Source organism: uncultured Bifidobacterium sp. (genome assembly GCF_949292005.1).
In the GTDB taxonomy this organism is placed as follows: Bacteria; Actinomycetota; Actinomycetes; order Actinomycetales; family Bifidobacteriaceae; genus Bifidobacterium.
In genome coordinates, this window is the sequence record NZ_CASEXV010000068.1 from 1 (window position 1) to 18,346 (window position 18,346).

At 61.2% G+C, this 18,346-nt stretch carries 10 protein-coding genes; all 10 read right to left on the reverse strand.

From position 1 onward, the window contains the following. On the reverse strand, positions 1–754 hold a 754-nt coding region (locus Q1X90_RS05015), incomplete at its 3' end, for a type I restriction endonuclease (protein ID WP_300767170.1). A 444-nt stretch (positions 755–1,198) separates the two neighbouring features. Continuing rightward, positions 1,199–2,488, reverse strand: coding sequence for a hypothetical protein (locus Q1X90_RS05020; protein WP_300767172.1), 1,290 nt, complete (start codon positions 2,486–2,488; stop codon positions 1,199–1,201). A 39-nt stretch (positions 2,489–2,527) separates the two neighbouring features. Continuing rightward, positions 2,528–2,953 (reverse strand): hypothetical protein, encoded by a 426-nt coding sequence (locus Q1X90_RS05025; protein ID WP_300767174.1) that lies wholly within the window; start codon positions 2,951–2,953, stop codon positions 2,528–2,530. 239 nt (positions 2,954–3,192) lie between these two features. Further along, on the reverse strand, positions 3,193–6,525 hold the full coding sequence (gene ileS, locus Q1X90_RS05030) for a mupirocin-resistant isoleucine--tRNA ligase (RefSeq protein WP_300767176.1): 3,333 nt from the start codon (positions 6,523–6,525) through the stop codon (positions 3,193–3,195). Between the two features lie 347 nt (positions 6,526–6,872). Further along, positions 6,873–8,879 (reverse strand): ABC transporter ATP-binding protein, encoded by a 2,007-nt coding sequence (locus Q1X90_RS05035; RefSeq protein WP_300767178.1) that lies wholly within the window; start codon positions 8,877–8,879, stop codon positions 6,873–6,875. Then, complete coding sequence (locus Q1X90_RS05040) at positions 8,872–10,692, reverse strand: ABC transporter ATP-binding protein (RefSeq protein ID WP_300767180.1); 1,821 nt, start codon at positions 10,690–10,692, stop codon at positions 8,872–8,874. Before Q1X90_RS05040 ends, Q1X90_RS05035 begins: the two co-directional genes overlap by 8 nt. Next, entirely contained in the window at positions 10,689–11,270 is a 582-nt protein-coding gene (locus tag Q1X90_RS05045; RefSeq protein ID WP_300767182.1) for a MarR family transcriptional regulator, read from the reverse strand. The genes Q1X90_RS05040 and Q1X90_RS05045 overlap by 4 nt, the downstream gene beginning before the upstream one ends. Positions 11,271–11,361: 91 nt before the next feature. Continuing rightward, positions 11,362–12,630, reverse strand: coding sequence for a glutamate-cysteine ligase family protein (locus tag Q1X90_RS05050; protein WP_300767184.1), 1,269 nt, complete (start codon positions 12,628–12,630; stop codon positions 11,362–11,364). A 125-nt stretch (positions 12,631–12,755) separates the two neighbouring features. Further along, positions 12,756–17,438 (reverse strand): acyl-CoA dehydratase activase-related protein, encoded by a 4,683-nt coding sequence (locus Q1X90_RS05055; protein WP_300767186.1) that lies wholly within the window; start codon positions 17,436–17,438, stop codon positions 12,756–12,758. Positions 17,439–17,619: 181 nt separating this feature from the next. Continuing rightward, complete coding sequence (gene nrdG, locus Q1X90_RS05060; RefSeq protein ID WP_300767187.1) at positions 17,620–18,312, reverse strand: anaerobic ribonucleoside-triphosphate reductase activating protein; 693 nt, start codon at positions 18,310–18,312, stop codon at positions 17,620–17,622. Between the last annotated feature and the right edge of the window lie 34 nt (positions 18,313–18,346).

The window sequence follows — 18,346 nt, forward strand, 5'->3', positions numbered from 1 at the left end:
CGCTGTTATCATCCCTGCGCTGCCAATGGAATGCAAAATCCTTGTTGAATTGATCGGAAGTCGTATTCGCCATGTATCTGACATTATTCGGGGTAAGAGCCACCAAAATCTGCACTGTGGAGAAAATATCGTGGTACTGGTTCTCATCGATGTACTGGTGCATCTGGTTGAGCGCCTCGTTGACATCGTGTGTATCGCGTTTCTCCTCGATCTGAATGATCGGCAGCCCGTTAATCAACAATGTGGTGTCAAAACGTCGATTCTCCTTGCCCGCGATAACGGCTGGCCGCTTGATCTGATTCACCACCTGATATACGGTGTCGCCGGCACCAATCTGCTTCTGATCGAAAACCGTGAGGAACACATGCCTGCCGTCATCCAGATCAACCTCGATCTGCGAGACGCCGTTAAGGCCATAGAGAAACTGACCCGCCTGGTATGGCGTGCTCAGATTCGAGATCGTGTTTCTCACCTGCGCGAACTCGACGGCGCTTAGCGGCTGATCAAGGACGTTCTGGTTGTGCCGGTCCAGGATCGCCTTGAAATTCGCCCACAGCTGTTCGGTAGACTTGATATCGCGTTCATACTGCCAGAACTTCTCCGATGAAAGATACTGCGGCGCCCGAATCTGGGCATCCTGATCCGCGAGCCCTCCTTCGAAATCCGATCGCTGGAATAGCCCCCGATTGCACAGCTGTTCGATCAACTGCAACTCGAATTCACTCTCGCTTTGGGACTGCGTATAGCTGCTCATGCCCTCTCCCCGTACTTTCGCGTCTCTACCCAACCCTGCTCAGCTGATGTCACTGCGTTTCTCACAATCACCTTGTAGTGGCGCTTCATCTGAGCGTTGACCGATTGTCGAAATCGGAAAGGCGATGGAGGTGCAAAGGCTGCCCCGGCGCTGCCGGTCGCCGATGAGCCAGAGGCTCCCGTTTGCGAACCCGACATATCCCGTTTCTCTCTACTCCGCGATTGGTTATCAAGCGCTCAGTTGCTATGACTGTCACCATGATAGTTCGCAATGCAGATCGCAAGACGGTGTGGTGGCGAAATCGCCATCATATTCCCGCCGGACATTGGCGGTAACCGCAGCCGTCGGCTTGTGCATCAACGCATGTCAGCACTGGCCAAGACTGCACGCGGTGCGCATCAATGCGAACGCACAGAGCACGGACCGTCACCATTCTCCACGCCGTTATTTCTTGTTCTTGCCGAAAAGGCCCGTCATCTTCTTTGTGGCATTATCGAAGCCGACAGCGAGATCGCTTCCCAGTTGTTTTGCTCCTTTTACTCCTCCACCAATGGCCCGCTCGGTGTTCTGTCCCAGCCGCACAGCGCCATCGCCTACCTGCTTCGCGCCCTGGCCCAGATGGTTCGCCCCATCGACAATGAGTTTGCCAGCCGCATCTTTCCATCTCGGCGCCATTTCTATCTCGATCCGTTCAGCCTCTATGCCGATCGACATGGCGAAATGAACAATGCGGTCATTGACGTCGTCCAACAGCTGGAGCGTATGGTTCACGGCGAAAGGATGGAGCACCTTCTGCTCACGAACGTTCTGAGCTGACTGTCGCATGTTGGCATTGAGCTGGAATAGCTTGGATTCAATATCATGCAGACGTGTGCGGCGTGCCTCGATGATGCCTTCCCTGTGCGCCTCAAGCGTTTCAGGACTTTCCGCCATCACACGATCAAGTTCCAATACGTATAACTTGTCCTGGAGCTGTACGGCATTGCCAAGAATGGACAACCACTCAGTGATGTCCTTGTTCAATTGAATGCTCAGCCGTTCGGCTTCAACGGCATCTCCCTCTTCAGACAGTTTTTGAGATAGCCCCTCGATTTTTAACAGCGCAAAGCCCTGAGCACGCACCAAATCCTGTGGACAGCCGGATATTTTCGACCATGTGGTTTCCGTCACGATGCCGACCTTGCTGCGGATCATCATCGTTTCGTCAATCATATGAGCCACGCCAACCAGATTGGCGATCGATTGGTCTTTTTGATCCTGCAGAAGATCATCTATCTTACTGTCGATGACCCCGAGGTAATCAGTAATCTCTTGGATACTCTGCTCAAGCGCCATCTGCGTCATTACGCCGGCGACCCCGGACAACAGCTGCGGGTTGGCCCACGATGACACCTTGGACAGATTTTCGAAATGGAGTATACCCCGAATCTTGCCGCTCTCACGCACAACGCCAGTGCCATTGTTCCCGTATTGGGCAACTTTCCGGGCTGACTCCTCGGTGAGCTTGACCCAACGACCACCTTGAGAAGCGGCATCGGCAAAAAACTGGAATCCTGCGCTTCCTGTCTGCAGTGCCCGCGTTGTCACACTGCGGGACCGCTCTCGCAAGCCGGTAGCATCAAGCCATGATTCCACGGCGGCATCATCGCCGAAAATCAACATGCCCTGGTCGTCCTTGATCACGCGGATATCGTATTGTTCATCCGACTCAGAGGCAGTCTCCCGAGAATCCATTCAAGGACCTTCCATGCTTGCTTTTCGATATTTCTCGTATTAGTTGACGGCGGCAGTAAAAACGCTATTGAAAAGTTTTTTGGCCCGCTGCTCAAGAGCTTTGGCCTTTTTGCGGTCGGTTCGCGGAGATTTAGCGATCAGCTCGACACCCCTGCGAATTTTGCCCAGCTCACTACGCCATTCGTTAATGGGCGCATCGTCTGCGAGCTCAGCGGATTTCGTTAGGATGATCTCCTCAACCGCATCACATTGATATCCAATATTTTCCAACGAATTCTTGCTCTCGGGCAGATGAATCTTTGCGACCAGCTCAATGAACTTTTCCGAAAAATTCTTCTCTTTCAACCATGTGGCTGTCTTGTCGAGCATCTCCGGAGTAACAAACTGCGACAATAAGGTGACAACACCGAGGGACGCAGCCAGCTTTCCCCCGGATTTAGCTGTACTCGTAGATTTTTTTGACATGATACCCCAACTCTCCATCAATCTAAGCCTTCAATAAGCTCATTGTAGAGTATGGGCAACGCGCCACTACGCCGAAAACAGCTATGGACGAAACCGACTTATCCATGATTCATTATTTCCATTGTCATGGAATTGCCGGGGAATTCCCGGCTTGCCACTGAAAAGATGCGCCAAACACATGGATGGTGGCGAACCCCGCGAAGCACGAGATCCGCCACCATCCGCCCATCATCACATCTTCAGGCCTTGGCGACCGTCACCCCCAGCTCCGCCGCATCAGCATCCGCCGTCACATCCATACTGGTCGCCAGCGTCTCATGCATGATGAGATCGCGGAACTCCTCGACCTTCGCCGCGTCGGCGGCCGGAACGACGAGCCGCAGCGAGATGCGATCGGAGATGTCGAGACCGGCCTCCTTGCGGGCGTCCTGCACGGAGCGGATCGCATCGCGGGCATACCCCTCGGCGACCAGATCAGCGGTGAGCGCAGTGTCGAGCAGCACGAATCCGCCGGTCGGCAGAGGCGCGGACACCACGTTATGCGAATGGGCGGCATCCTCCTCTTCGACCTCATCGAGCATCTCGAACTCGCCCTCGATCAGCTCGATCTCACCCTGCTGCGTCTCCTCGATGGGATGCCCGCTCTTCTCGTCCACATGCCAGGTTCCGCTCTTCGCGGCCTTGATCGCCGCCTGGACGGACCTGCCCAGACGCGGCCCCGCGGCACGGGCGTTGACCCGCAGCCGATGGAGGATGTGCAGCCCGTGCGTCGGAGCCTCCTCCAGAGTGAGGAACTCCACCTCCTTCACGTTGAGCTCCGCCTTCAGCAGATCGGTGTACGGCTCGGCGGCCTGCGGATCCGGGATGAGAACGGTCAGCTTCGACAGCGGCTGACGGACGCGGACGTGCCCGGCCTTGCGCAGCGACAGGGTCCCGGAGACGATCTCGCGCACCTTCTCCATCGCGGCGACGAGCGCGTCGTCGGCGACCAGCACGCGGCCCAGCTTGGTGTCCTCGCCGGTCGTCTCATCACGGACGAACGGCCAGTCCGCCAGATGCACGGACTCGCCGCCCGTCAGACCGCGCCACACGGTCTCGGCCTCCATCGGCGCAAGCGGCGCAAGGACGCGCATGAAGACCTCCAACACCGTGTACAGGGTGTTGAACGCCTGCGGGTCCTCGTTCCAGAAGCGGTCGCGCGTGTTGCGGATGTACCAGTTGGTGAGCAGGTCGATGAAGTCGGACGCAGCGGCGCAGGCGTCGGAGATGGCGAAGTCGTCCAGCGCCTTCTCCGTGCGCTCCACGAGGAGTCTGGTCCTGGCGAGCAGGTACCGGTCCATGCGCGGCAGTCCGGCAACCTCGTCGGGACGCAGCGAACGCGCCTCGAAGCCGCTCCCCTCGTTGGCCGCGTTGGCGTACAGGGTGAAGAAGTAGTACGAGCTCCACACGGGCAGCATGACCTGGCGGACCGTGTCGCGGATGCCATCGGCGGTGACGATGAGGTTGCCGCCGCGCAGGATCGGCGAGCTCATGAGGAACCAGCGCATGGCGTCGGATCCGAACTTGTCGAACACCCCGTTCACGTCCGGGTAGTTGCGCAGATGCTTGCTCATCTTCTGCCCGTCGCTGCCCAGCACGATCCCGTGGCAGATGACGTTCCTAAACGCCGGACGATCAAACAGCGCGGTCGCCATCACATGCAGAAGGTAGAACCATCCGCGCGTCTGGCCGATGTATTCGACGATGTAGTCCGCCGGAAAATGCTGCTCGAAGTACTCCTTGTTCTCGAAGGGGTAGTGGAACTGGGCGAAGGACATCGATCCGGACTCGAACCAGCAGTCCAGCACGTCGCTGATGCGGCGCATATGCGACTTCCCGGTCGGATCGTCGGGGTTGACCCTCACGAGCTCGTCGATGAAGGGCCGGTGCATGTTGATCTGCCCTTTGCGATCACGCGGGTAGTCTCCGAAGTCGCGTTTGAGTTCCTCGAGCGATCCGTAGACGTCGACGCGGGGATGCTTCGGATCGTCCGAGACCCACACGGGAATCGGCGACCCCCAGAAGCGGTTGCGGGAGATCGACCAGTCGCGGGCGTTGGCCAGCCACTTGCCGAACTGGCCGTCCTTGACGTTGCCGGGGATCCAGTTGATCTCCTGGTTGAGCTCCAGCAGACGCTTCTTGATCTTCGTCACCGACACGAACCAGCTGGACACCGGCTTGTAGATCAGCGGGGTGCCGCAACGCCAGCAGTGCGGATAGGAATGCACATAGCTCTTCTCCTGGAGGAGGATCGCGCGATGCTCCTCGGGGATGCGGGCCAGCGGGCCGTCGCCGGCACGCAGGTTGCGCAGTATCGGCAGATTCGCGTCGAAGACGTACAGACCCTCGTAATCCGGGCACAGCGAAGTGAACGTGCAGCTCTCGTCGAGCACGTCCACGGACCTGATGCCCTTGGCGGTCAGGGTCGCCATATCATCCTCGCCGTAGGGGGCCTGATGCACGAGTCCGGTTCCCTCGACGGTGTCGACGTAGTCCGCGGTGAAGATCCGGTAGGCGTTAGGACCGGGCGTGCCGTTCTCTCCCGTCGCCGCGTCATCGGAGAAGTATGGGAAGACCGGCCAGTAGCGCCAGCCCTCCATGTCCGCGCCCTTGAGCTCGCGGACCACCTCGTAGTCCTCCCCCAGCTCCTTGGCGTACGAGGCGAGCAGCGGCTTGCCGAGATAGAACTTCCTGCCCGCGAAGCGTCCCTGCGTGGGACGGACCTCCACGTAATCGATGTCCGCGCCGACGACGATGGCGAAGTTGGTCGGAACCGTCCACGGCGTGGTGGTCCAGAACACCGCGTAGGCGTCCTCCTCGTCACGCAGCCTGACGGCGACCGACACGGTGGTGTCCTGACGGTCCTGGTACACGTCCGCGTCCATGCGCAGCTCATGGGCGCTCAACGGCGTGCGATCGTTCGGACAGTACGGCAGAACCCGATGGCCCTGATACGCCAGACCCTTGTCGTACAACTGCTTGAACGCCCACATGACGGACTCCATGTAGGGGATGTCCAGCGTCTTGTAGCCATGCTCGAAGTCCACCCAACGGCCCTGACGATGCACGTAGTCGCGCCACTCGTTGGTGTATTTGAGGACGGATGTGCGGCAGGCGTCGTTGAACCTCTCGATGCCCATCTCGTTGATCTGGTCGACCGACTCGATGCCCAGTTCCTTCTGCGCCTCAAGCTCGGCGGGAAGGCCGTGCGTGTCCCAGCCGAAGACGCGGTTGACACGGCGGCCCTTCATCGTCTGGTAGCGCGGGATCACGTCCTTCGCGTAGCCGGTGAGAAGATGACCGTAGTGGGGAAGCCCGTTGGCGAAGGGCGGGCCGTCGAAGAACACGAACTCGTTCTGGCTGTGGTCGCCGGAGGGACGGCGCTCCACGGACTTCTCGAACGTTTTGTCGCCGTCCCAGTACTTGAGAACCGACGTCTCCAATGCGGGGAAATCGGGGCTCGGGGTCACACGGTCCCGGGAACCGTCAGCCGTCGCCTTGGGATACGCATGGGAATTGGTGGATTCACTCACCGTTGCTCTCCTCGTCTCGCAGGTTCACTCCATCACCTGCGAGGACGAGGCCGCGATCACTGGATCGGCGACACCGCGGTACCACCCCGCTTGTCATGCCGGACGCCACGATGACGGCCTCTGGCATGACCACTTGCATTCGGCTGTGTCGGGCCGATCCCGTCGGGTCTAGTAGGCGACGCCATCCGCGCGCCATCCGCGCGCCGCCATCGCCGTTCTTCCGAGGACTCCCCGCTGATGACGGATCATCGTCCAAGCTCCGCCGAGAACTCGACGAACCCCATATCGCGGCTCATCATAGCACCGGCTGCGGATGGCTTGTACGCCATCGGCCTACTCCGCTGCTCCTATTCCAGCTCGACCGCTCCCGTGTACAGCTGGTAGTACTCCCCGCGCTTGGCGAGGAGCTCGTCATGCGATCCACGCTCGACGATGCGTCCATGATCGAGAACCATGATGACATCCGAATTGCGCACGGTGGACAGCCTGTGGGCGATGACAAACACGGTGCGGCCCCTCATCAGGGCGTCCATGCCCGCCTGCACGACCTCCTCCGTGCGCGTGTCGATGGAACTTGTGGCCTCGTCCAGAATCATGGCCGGCGGATCGGCGACGGCAGCGCGCGCGATCGACACCAGCTGGCGCTGCCCTTGCGACAGTCCGCTGCCATCACCCTGAAGAACGGTGTGATAACCCTGCGGAAGCATCCGGATGAACCCGTCCGCGTTCGTGCGCCGCGCCGCGGCGATGCATTCCTCGTCGGTGGCGTCCAGACGCCCGTAGCGGATGTTGTCCATCACCGTGCCGGTGAAGAGGTTGACATCCTGGAGCACGATGCCCAGCGAGCGCCGAAGATCGGGTTTGACGATGTTGCGCACGTCGATCCCGTCATAAAGGATCTGCCCCTCCTGGATGTCGTAGAAGCGGTTGATGAGGTTCGTGACGGTGGTCTTCCCCGCGCCGGTGGCACCCACAAGGGCGATCTTCTGGCCGGGCTTGGCGAACCAGGTGATGCCGTGGAGCACGGGCTTGTCGGGAGAGTATCCGAAAGTCACCTCCGTGAACCTCACGTCGCCGCGAAGCAACGTGTAACGGCCGTCCGGCGATGTCACCGCGCTCTCCTTGGCCTTCAGGGCCACCTCGCGCGCGGTGCCATGAAGCTTCGACGCCGCGGCGAGCGACCGTGTCCCATCGTCGTCCGCGGCGCGGTGCCACGCCCAATGCCCCGTCTCGCGGTCGACCTCCGTCATGGTCCGCCCATCGGAGGCGAGCTCGACGTTGACCAGATGCACCGTGCCGTCGTCGCTTTCCACCGGTTCGTCCATGAGGGCGAAGATACGGGATGCGCCGGCGAGCGCCATCATGACCATGTTGAACTGCATGGACACCTGGCCGATCGGGTTGACGAAGGCGCGCGACAGCGTGAGCACGGCGATCAGGGTGCCCAGAGTGAGCGTCCCCGAGCCCGACAGTCCCACGTTCCCCCATCCCGCCAACGCGGTGGCTCCGCCGACGATGGCGAGGAGCACATAGAGCATGTACCCCATGTTCCCCACGACCGGCATGATGTTGTTGCCGAAGGTGTTGGCCGCGGCCGAGGCCCGGTAGAGCTTCTCGTTGCGGCGGTCGAACTCCGTGGCCGTCGCGTTCTCATGGTTGAAGACCTTGATGACCTTCTGGCCGTTGACGGCCTCCTCGACGAAGGCGTTGACCTCTCCCAGGGTCTGCTGCTGGCGGATGAAGAACATGCCGCTGCGGGTGACCATGAACCGCACAACCGCCACCAGCAGAACGGTGAACACCAGCGTGAACACGGTGAAGGGGATGGAGAGCCACAGCATGGAGATCAGAGCCGCCAAGGCCGACACGCCTGAGGAGAACATCTCCGGGAACGACTGTGATATCGCCTGCCTGAGCGTGTCGGTGTCGTTGGTATAGCGGCTCATGGTGTCGCCATGCTCATGGGTGTCGAAATAGCTGATCGGGAGGCGCTGCTGATGCACGAACATCTCGTCGCGGATGTCCTTGAGCGTGCCCTGCTCCACGGTCACGATCAGCCAGTTCCACAGCCAGGTGCTGAACACGCCGACCGCGTAGAGGCAACCCATCAGGGTCAGCGCGGTCAGAAGCGGCCCCCAGTCGGGGTCGGACGCTCCGACCAACGGAAGGATGTACGTGTCGATCAGGGACTGGAGAAAAAGGGCCGATCCCGCCTGCGCCGCGGCCCCCAGAAGGATGCACACGATGATGGTCACCACCCGCCAGCGGTAGCGCATGATGTATCCAAAGATGCGCTTGGTGGTTCCCGGAGCCGCCTTCATCGGCGCATGGTTCATGGTCGTCGCCTTAGGCATCCAGATCGCCTCCCTTGTTCTGCGTCTGAGATTCGTAGATCGAACGGTATTCGTCGCAGGTCTCCAGCAGCTGCTCGTGCGTGCCCCTGTCGATGATCCGGCCCTCCTCCATGACGACGATGAGGTCCGAATCCTGCACCGACGCCACGCGCTGCGCGATGATGATCTTGGTGGTGTCGGGTATCTCATCGTGGAACGCCTCGCGTATCAGACGGTCGGTTTTCGTGTCGACCGCGCTGGTGGAGTCGTCCAATATCAGGATCCGCGGCCGTTTGAGCAGCGCCCTCGCGACGCACAGACGCTGGCGCTGTCCGCCCGAAACATTGGTGCCACCCTGCTCGATGTGGGTGTCGTAACCGTCGGGAAACTCGGTGATGAACCCGTCCGCCTGGGCCAGACGCGCGGCGTGGCGGATCTCCTCGTCGCTCGCGGCGGGATTGCCCCAGCGCAGGTTCTCGGCGATCGTGCCGCTGAACAGCACGTTCTTCTGAAGCACCATGGCCACCTGGTCGCGCAGCGCGGTCAGATCGTATTCGCGCACGTCGTGGCCGCCGACCTTCAGCGAGCCGCCGGACACGTCGTAGAGACGCGGAATGAGCTGCACCAGACTGGACTTGGACGATCCCGTCCCGCCCACGATGCCGAGGGTGGAGCCGGAGGGAATGGACAGGGAGATGTCGTCGAGAACGGGCCTTTCGGAGCTGGTCGCATAGCGGAACGTCACGTGGTCGAAGTCCACCGATCCGTCGGGAACGTCCATCCGGGGGTTGTCGGGATCCGTCACCGTGCTGGTCTCCTGCAGGACCTGGCAGATGCGTTCGGCCGAGGCCTGCGAGATGATGACCATGACGACGATCATCGACAGCATCATCATCGACATGAGGATATGCATGGCGTACGTCACCAGGGCCGTCAGATCGCCGGTCGTCAATCCAAGAGCCGAGCTGTTGCCGGAGGCCACGATCTGTCTGGCACCGATCCACGCGATGAGGATCATGGTGGCGTACATGCAGAACTGCAGAAGCGGCATGTTGAAGCTCATGATCTTCTCGGCCTTGGTGAAGTCGTCGAATATCGACTGGGATATCCTGCCGAACTTCGACACCTCATGGTCCTCGCGGTTGTAGGACTTGACCACGCGCACGCCCTGCAGGTTCTCGTCCACGACGTTGTTGAGCCGATCGTAGGTGTGGAAGACGCGCTCGAAGACCGGATGGACAAGGAACACCAGAGCGATCAGCCCGCCCCCGAGAATCGGCACCGCCGCCAGGAAGACCAGCGAGATCGAAGGACTGATCCGATAGGTGAACAGCCATGCGACCACCACCATGACGGGAGCCCTCACGCCCAGTCTGATAAGCATCTGGTAGGCGTTCTGCAGGTTCGTCACATCCGTTGTCAGCCGGGTGATGATCGATCCCGTCGAGAAACGGTCGATGTTCGTGAAGCTGAAGGACTGCACCTTGGAAAACAGGTCATGCCGCAGATTGCGGGCGAATCCCGCCGCCGCGACCGCCGCGAATCGTCCGGACAGGAAGCCGCATGCCATCGACACCACGGAGCATGCGATGAGTATCACTCCGAAACGCCAGATCAGCGGCATGGATCCGCCCGCGATGCCCTGGTCGATGAGCGTGGCCATCAGCGTGGGGATGAGGATCTCCAACACCCCTTCGACGACCACGAACATCGGTGTGAGCAGCGTGGGTCGTTTGAACTCCCGCAGACTGCCCAGCAGCGTGCGTATCACATGCGTCGGTGTCGCCGGCTCCTGCCGGAGCGTGCCTCCGACCTCATCAATGGCTGTCGTCACTCGTTGATCTCCTTCGTTCTCTCCGTTGCGGCACCCTCACCATCGTCACTCGGCCCATCCATCGGCGCCCCAGAGTGGGCATGACGGTACTGCGCCGCGTCGATGTTCGCCGTGAGTCGGTCGATGTAGCAGGCCAGGCGTCCACGCTCCTCGGGAGTGAATCCCACAAAGAGCTCCTCCTCCATCCGCATCGCATTGGCCACGAGACCCTCGACGATGGCGTCGGCGCTGTCCGTGAGCAGAATGCGCTTCATACGGGCGTCACCGGGCACCGACTCGCGGACGATGAGACCTTTGCGCTCCATCAACGCCAGCACACGCGAAGCCGTGGACCGCGTGATGCAGAAACGTCTTTCGATGTCCCTCTGCACGATGGTCTCGGCGCGATGGCGGGCGAGGAACATGATGATGTGGGCGTTGCCGCCTGTGGCGATACGCGCGTTGTCCGGCATGGTCGCACTCAGATAACGTCGTATCCGGCGATTCAGACTGCTGATGTCGATGCCTATGCTGCGCTTTTCCACGGTGCCTGTCTCATCGATGGCACGGCGTTCGCCGACGGTGTCGCTTCTCTCCACAGCGGTCATCCTAATATGGCTCACATACAACATGCCGCATATACAACAATCAGCGTAATCATGGCGTCAGGCTGCCGGCATCACGCGCCCACTAACGCTGGAACACCTCCGGATGCGCCGGATCCCCCGGCACATCCTCAAGCAACCCGCCAAGCTCCAGAAACTCACGCCAGAAATCCCAGGGCCGTCCGTAGGGTGTCGCCTCCGCGCCGAACGCCTGGATGTTGGCCTTCGCCTCGTAGACGTCCAACTCATTGATCCCCTCGAAGAACGACGCCAGACGCTCCAGATTCCGCCCATCGTAGAACAGCGAGCCGATGATCTGCGTGAGACGCTCCGCGCGGGCCAACGGCAGGGAGTCCCAATGCCTGAACTCGATGAAGTTCTTGAGCCTCGCATCGTTGAAATGAGTGGAGATGACGTGATTGATCTCATAGGCGTTGAGCGCGCGGTCGGGGTATATCTCGCCCGCGTTCTCGCGGAAGGCCGCGCGATGCTTATCGGTCTCCGGCAGGACGTCCGCCTCCGGCGTATGCGTAAGATCGGCGAACATCAACGGCGTCGACAGCACGTCGACCGCATAGTCCTCCCAGCCAAAACGCGGGTCGTACAGGCCGGGTATGACGTTCGTCCTCTGGAAGTCGAGAGCGTCCCACATGCGTTGGCGCAACAGGGGGAAGGGGTTCTCCGCACCTTCGAAGTACGGAGCGTTGCGGAAGAACCAGGCAAGGATGGGACCGACCGCCGTCCCCACTCGCAGTTTGGCTATCGCGTCGGCCTCATCGCGGTAGTCGATGCTCACCTGGGTGGAGGCGGAGCAGCGCATCATGCACAGCCCGTACTGCCCCACCCGGCCGAGGTAGTCGCTCATGGCGGCGTAGCGGCTTTTGGGGTTCACGGGGATATCGGCGAAACCGGTTTTCGGCTGATATCCATAGGAGACAAGACGGAAGCCCAAGTCGTCAAGAATGGGGTCCGCCTCGGAGCGGAAGGCCCGATACACCCTCCCCAGCTCCTCCGGGGCCCTGAGCACTCCGATGGAGCATTCGACCTGGGCACCCGGTTCAAGCGAGATGGATATTCCATCCCTCGCCAGACCGACAAGGCGACCATTCTCCCAGTACTCACGGTCGACGTCGTAATTGGGACGCAGCCGGCCGAGCAGCGTCTCCACACCTCGCGGCTCATAGTAGTTGACGGCCTCATCGGTTCCGTTGCGGACGGGAAGATGCTCGATCTCCACGCCGAAACCTCCCGGCCCCGATTTGGCCCCCGCTTCGAAGAACGACACCAGACTCGCGAGATGCCGGGGATTGACCGTGGCGCCGAGATGGGCGTAGCTGATGCGTGGCGTGACCATGCGCTCATCCTACGGGAGGGGCGGGAGTCGGCACGCCCCACCGTCATAGGAAACGCCGATGGCGAACCATAGGCATGGGCGCAGAACCAAGGATGCGGGCGCGTGCGGGCCACATCACGATTCGGCTATGGGCGCACCGGTTGACGCTTCTTGGCCGTGGAGATCATGAGCTTGATTCTGTTGAGCTGATTGGCCTCCGAAGCACCAGGATCATAGTCGATCGACACGATGTTGGCCTCGGGATGCAGGCGGCGGATCTTGCCGAACATGCCCCGTCCTGTGACATGGTTCGGAAGACAGGCGAAGGGCTGCGCACACACCACGTTCGAGCAGCCGGACTCCACCAGTTCGATGATCTCGCCGGTGAGCAGCCAACCCTCGCCGGCCTGCACTCCGATGGAGGTCACCTCGGCCGCCTTGCGGACAAGCTCGGGCATTGGCAGGTCTTGGCTGAACTTGCCGTGGGCGGTGTCGATGGCATGGCGGATCGGATTGAGATACCGGTCGATTCCCCAGCGCATGACGGCATATGTAAGCTTGTTCCCACCCGTTCCCAAATGCTTCTCGTTCCAATCCGATATGTACGGCCGGGTCGTCATGAATTCCATCATGCCGGGGACGACCGCCTCACAATCCTGCGATTCGATCACATCGACCAGATGATTGTTGGCATCCGGATGGTATTTGACGAGAATCTCCCCCACGACGCCCACACGCGGCTTGCGCGGGATGTCGCGAAGTTCAAGGCCGTCGAAACTGGCCACGATGGCCTTCGCCAGCTGGGGATAGGTCATATATCCACGGCCCAGACGCTTCTTGGCCGTCGTCGACCGTCCGTGGTGCATGATCATCTCCCGTGCGATCTGGTCCCACATGCGGTACAGCTCATTCGCGCTTCCGGGCGTCGCCTCGTAGGGACGCACGCGCATGAGGCATTTGAGAAGAAGATCGCCGATGGACAGCGCCTTGACGGCTCTGTGCAGCATTCCCGGCGTCGCCGTGAAACCGGGGTTGTCCTCGATCCCCTGGGTGCTCAGCGCGATCACCGGCACCTGCGGATACCCGGCGTCGACGAGGGCCTTGCGGATCAAGCCGAAATAGTTGGTCGCGCGGCACATCCCGCCTGTCTGGGTGATGGCGAGGGCGACATGGTCGGGGTCGTACTTGCCCTGAACGATTGCATCGACCAGCTGGCCGACGACGACGATGGCCGGATAGCAGGCATCGTTGTTGACGTATTTGAGGCCGAGCTCGATGTCATCATGCGACGCGGTGCGCAGAATGTCGAACTTGTATCCTCCCGATCGGATGACCGCCTCGATGAGGGACATATGGATGGGGCTCATCTGCGGTCCCACGATGGTGTAGTCCTTCTTCATGGACCTGCCGAAGGGGATCTTGTTCGAATACGCGGTCATCGTCGCCGAGGTGCGGGCTTTCCCGGACGCGGGCGTGGAAGCGGACTTGGCGAACGCCCTGCGCGACGCCTCGCGCATGGACGCGGTGAGCTTGGGGTTCGCGGCCATGACGGTATCGAGGAGAACCTGACGGCCAGGGGTCGGCGCGGCCGAACCGGTGTGCCGGAATCCCGACCCCGACGAAGCAGCCGTGGAATTCGCGGCGCCCATCTGGGTTTCTGCGTTCTTCCGATTCTCACGCTCCTCGACCGCGGCCTTCAGCGAGCGCAGCCGGATCTTCGCGGCCCCCAGATTGCTGACCTCGTCGATTTTGAGCAGCGTGTACACATCGGACTTGTCGGCCAGTATCTCGCTGACCTGATCGGTGGTGATCGCGTCGAGTCCGCAACCGAAGGAGTTGAGCTGCACGAGTTCCAGACCCGGATACGAGGACACGAAATTCGCCGCCGCGTACAGGCGCGAGTGGTAGGCCCACTGGTTGGTCACGCGGAGAGGAAGATGCGGGGCCTGGACCGGCAGCGCATAGCGGAAGCCATCCTCGTCATGCGCATGGGGATCCTTGTCGCCCGCGCCGAGATAGTCGCTCAGATGCAGATCGTCCCCCGGCTGCAGCTCGCATATCGAATCCTCCGACAGCACGACCATGCCCAAGGAGCAGATGGTCTCGGGAATTCCGTGGTTGACTTCGGGATCAATGTGGTAGGGGCGTCCGGCAAGCACAATTCCCCGACAGTCGTGCTCCTTCATATAGGCCAGGGCGAGTAGTCCCTCCTGCTGCACATCGTGCTTGAAAAGGGCATCCTCGGCATAAGCGGCCTTGACCGCACGTTGGGCTTCGTCCAGCGTGACCCCCGCCCATGAGAACTCGTCGACGATGCGCTGGGGCATGAGGTCATGGTTGGCGAGATTGAAATACGGTCTCATGTACCGCACGCCATCCGCGCGCAGCTCGGGCATGTTCGCCCCGACGACGACCGGATAATTCGCCACGACCGGGCAGTTGTAATGATTGTCGGACCCGGCGATGAGATCCTCCTCGTAGGACACGCACGGGTAGAAAATGGTGCGCACTCCTTTGTCGAGAAGCCAGTCGATATGCCCGTGGACAAGCTTGGCGGGATAGCAGATGTTGTCGGATGCGATGGATTCGATGCCACGCTCGAACAGCTCATGGCTCGAGCGTCCCGAGATCATGACCTTGAATCCCAGATTGGTCAGAAGCGTGAACCAGAAGGGATAGTTCTCGTACATGTTGAGGACGCGCGGTATGCCGATCTCGCCACGGGTGGCCTTTTTGTCGGTGAGTCTGCGGTACCCGAAGCATCTTTTGTATTTGTAGTCGTACAGGTTCGGACGGTCGGAGCGATGTCGCCTGGCGTCGCCGCCGCGCTCGCACCTGTTTCCAGTCACGTAACGCGACCCATCCTGGAAGGTGGTGATGGTGAGCTTGCAGTGGTTCTGGCAGAGCTTGCACACGTCGCGTTCGGATGTCATGGACAGGCCATCGAGATCCGCTCCGCCGAGAAGTGTCGATGTGGTGTGGGCCGGCCCGTCGGGCGCGTCGTCCACATAATGCATGCGCGCGGTGAGGGCCGCGCCATAGGCACCCATCAGACCCGCGATGTTGGGGCGGGTCACCTCGCGGCCGGTGAGCAGTTCGAACGCCCGCAGAACCGCGTCGTTGAGGAAGGTCCCACCTTGGACCACGACCGTGTCGCCCAGAAGGTCGGCGTCGCGCAGCTTGATGACCTTGTACAGGGCGTTGCGCACGACCGAGTAGCATAATCCGGCGGCGATGTCCTCCATCGAGGCGCCCTCCTTCTGCGCCTGCTTGACGGAGGAGTTCATGAACACCGTGCACCGGGACCCCAGATCCACGGGATGCGCGGAGTTGAGGGCCGCCTGGGTGAATTCCTCGATGGTCATGCCCATGGACAGCGCGAAGGTCTGGAGGAACGATCCGCAGCCGGACGAACACGCCTCGTTGACGGCGATCGAGTCGATGACCCCGTCGGCGATGGCGAGGTACTTCATGTCCTGACCGCCGATGTCGATCACTGCGGTGACGCCCGGGCTGACGATCTCCGCACCACGGTAGTGGGCCATCGTCTCGACGACGCCCTCATCCAGATGCAGCCCCGTGGTGATAAGTCCCTCACCGTATCCGGTCGCACAGCTGCGGGCGATCCACGCGGTGTCGGGAAGCTCGTCCTGTATGCGCCGCACGATCTCGACTGCGGCTGTCAACGGGCTCCCGTTGTTTGTGGCGTACGACGACCAGACGATGTCCCGGTCATCGTTGACCAGCGTGGCCTTGATCGTGGTGGAGCCCGCGTCGATTCCCAGAAAATGGGGGCCGACGGCACCGTCGAGAGTACCGATGCGCACCTGCTCACGTCCATGACGGTCCATGAATGCGGCTCGATCGTCCTCGGTCGCGAACAGTGGAGGCATCGTCGGAGTGTCACTGGGCAGCGAGCTCAGCCGATCCAGGCCGTCAAGGATCTCCCGGCAGGTTCTCGGACGAAGCCTCGCCGAATCCTCGATCTGCGTGTCGTCGTCGGCCAGAAGCGCGGCGCCATACGCCACGTACAAGTGGGCGTTCTCCGGTGTGACGAACTCATCGACCTTGCCCTCAAGCGCACGGGAAAACGCGGCTCGAAGTTGCGGCAGGAAGAACAGCGGACCACCCAGGAACACCACGGTTCCGTGAATGGGACGTCCCGAGGCCAGACCGGCTATCGTCTGGGTGGCCACGGCAGTGAAGATGGAGGCCGCCAGATCGCGTTTGTCGGCACCGTCGTTGATCAGCGGTTGAAGGTCGGTTTTGGCGAACACACCACAGCGCGACGCGATGGGATAGAGATTCGAGTAGTCGGCCGCGAGCTTGTCAAGTCCGGAGGCGTCGACATCCAGCAGGGTCGCCATCTGGTCGATGAACGCCCCCGTCCCGCCCGCGCACGAGCCGTTCATGCGCTGCTCGGGAGTGGGCTTGAGATAGGTGATCTTCGCGTCCTCGCCGCCAAGCTCGATGATCACATCGGCCTGGGGAACCCTTTCGTCGATCGCCCGCGTCTCCGCGATGACCTCCTGGACGAAGGGGACGCCCAGATTGTCGGCAAGCCCGATTCCCCCCGATCCGGTTATCGCCACCTGAAGCGGAGCATCACCGCGGCCCGCGGCGGACAAGGCGTTTTGGACGTCACGGAGAAGCTCGGCGACCGTCGCGCGAACATTGGCGTGATGCCGACGATAGTCGGAGAACAGTGCGGCATCGAGACGGTCATCCGCACCCAAGGCCACGGCCTTGACGGTCGTCGATCCGATATCCAATCCGATACGAATCGGACGGTCGGCGCGATCCGCGGCCACGTTCTGACCTTCGCTCACCTGCTCACCTCGTCATCTCTCCATCACGTCGACGCGCGACCCAGTCACCACTCCGACCCGCAAGGCACGTTGTCTGTTAAGTAATGTAGTCGAGCAGCAGGCCGACACGACTTTCCCGAGAGCGAGATTTTCGGGTGGATACCACCCTCCGTCGGCCGGCATCGTTCCCCATCGGCCCCCATCAGGACGCGGAACCCTCCCCCGCGCTGCGGTCCTTGCCATAGACCTCGGGAATGAACCGCTCCTGATCATGAAGCTTCTCCCAACCCACCACCGTTCCCGACTCCAGCGAGCGAGGCACGTCGATTATCCGCTGGTTGCTCGACCCACGGAACTGCAGAAGCGAATCATGCAGAGTGGCTACGTACCGACCGTCCACCAGGATGTCGATCAGATCCAGCAGCTCCATCTTGTCGTCGGTCTCCCCGGAACGCATGAGCTCCTCCCACGTGTATCCGGTCCAGCACCATATGTCCTTGTCGTGTCCGAAGCGGTCGCGTATCCGGCGCGCCAATGGCAGCAGCACGCCGGTGTTCAGCAGAGGCTCGCCGCCGAGGAACGTGATGCCCTGGACGTAGTCGAGGGACATGTCCTCCATGATCTGGTTTTCGAGTCGTTCATCATACGGACGACCCGCCTGAAAGTCCCAGATGGAGGCGTTGTAGCAGCCTTCGCAGTGGAAGGGGCAGCCCGAGACGTACAGAGAGCATCGTATCCCCTCGCCATCCGTCATGAGGAAGCGCTTGTAGTCGGCGACCATCCCATGGCTCATGCGCGAGCTGCTCCACTGGCCCGCGCGGGGGTTGTTGGATAGGTCGCTGGGGATGGAGGGACCACGGCCGGTCTCACCGGCCGCGAAATCATGCAGACTCATAACCCTACTTGGTCTCTTCGAACCACTCTCGGTC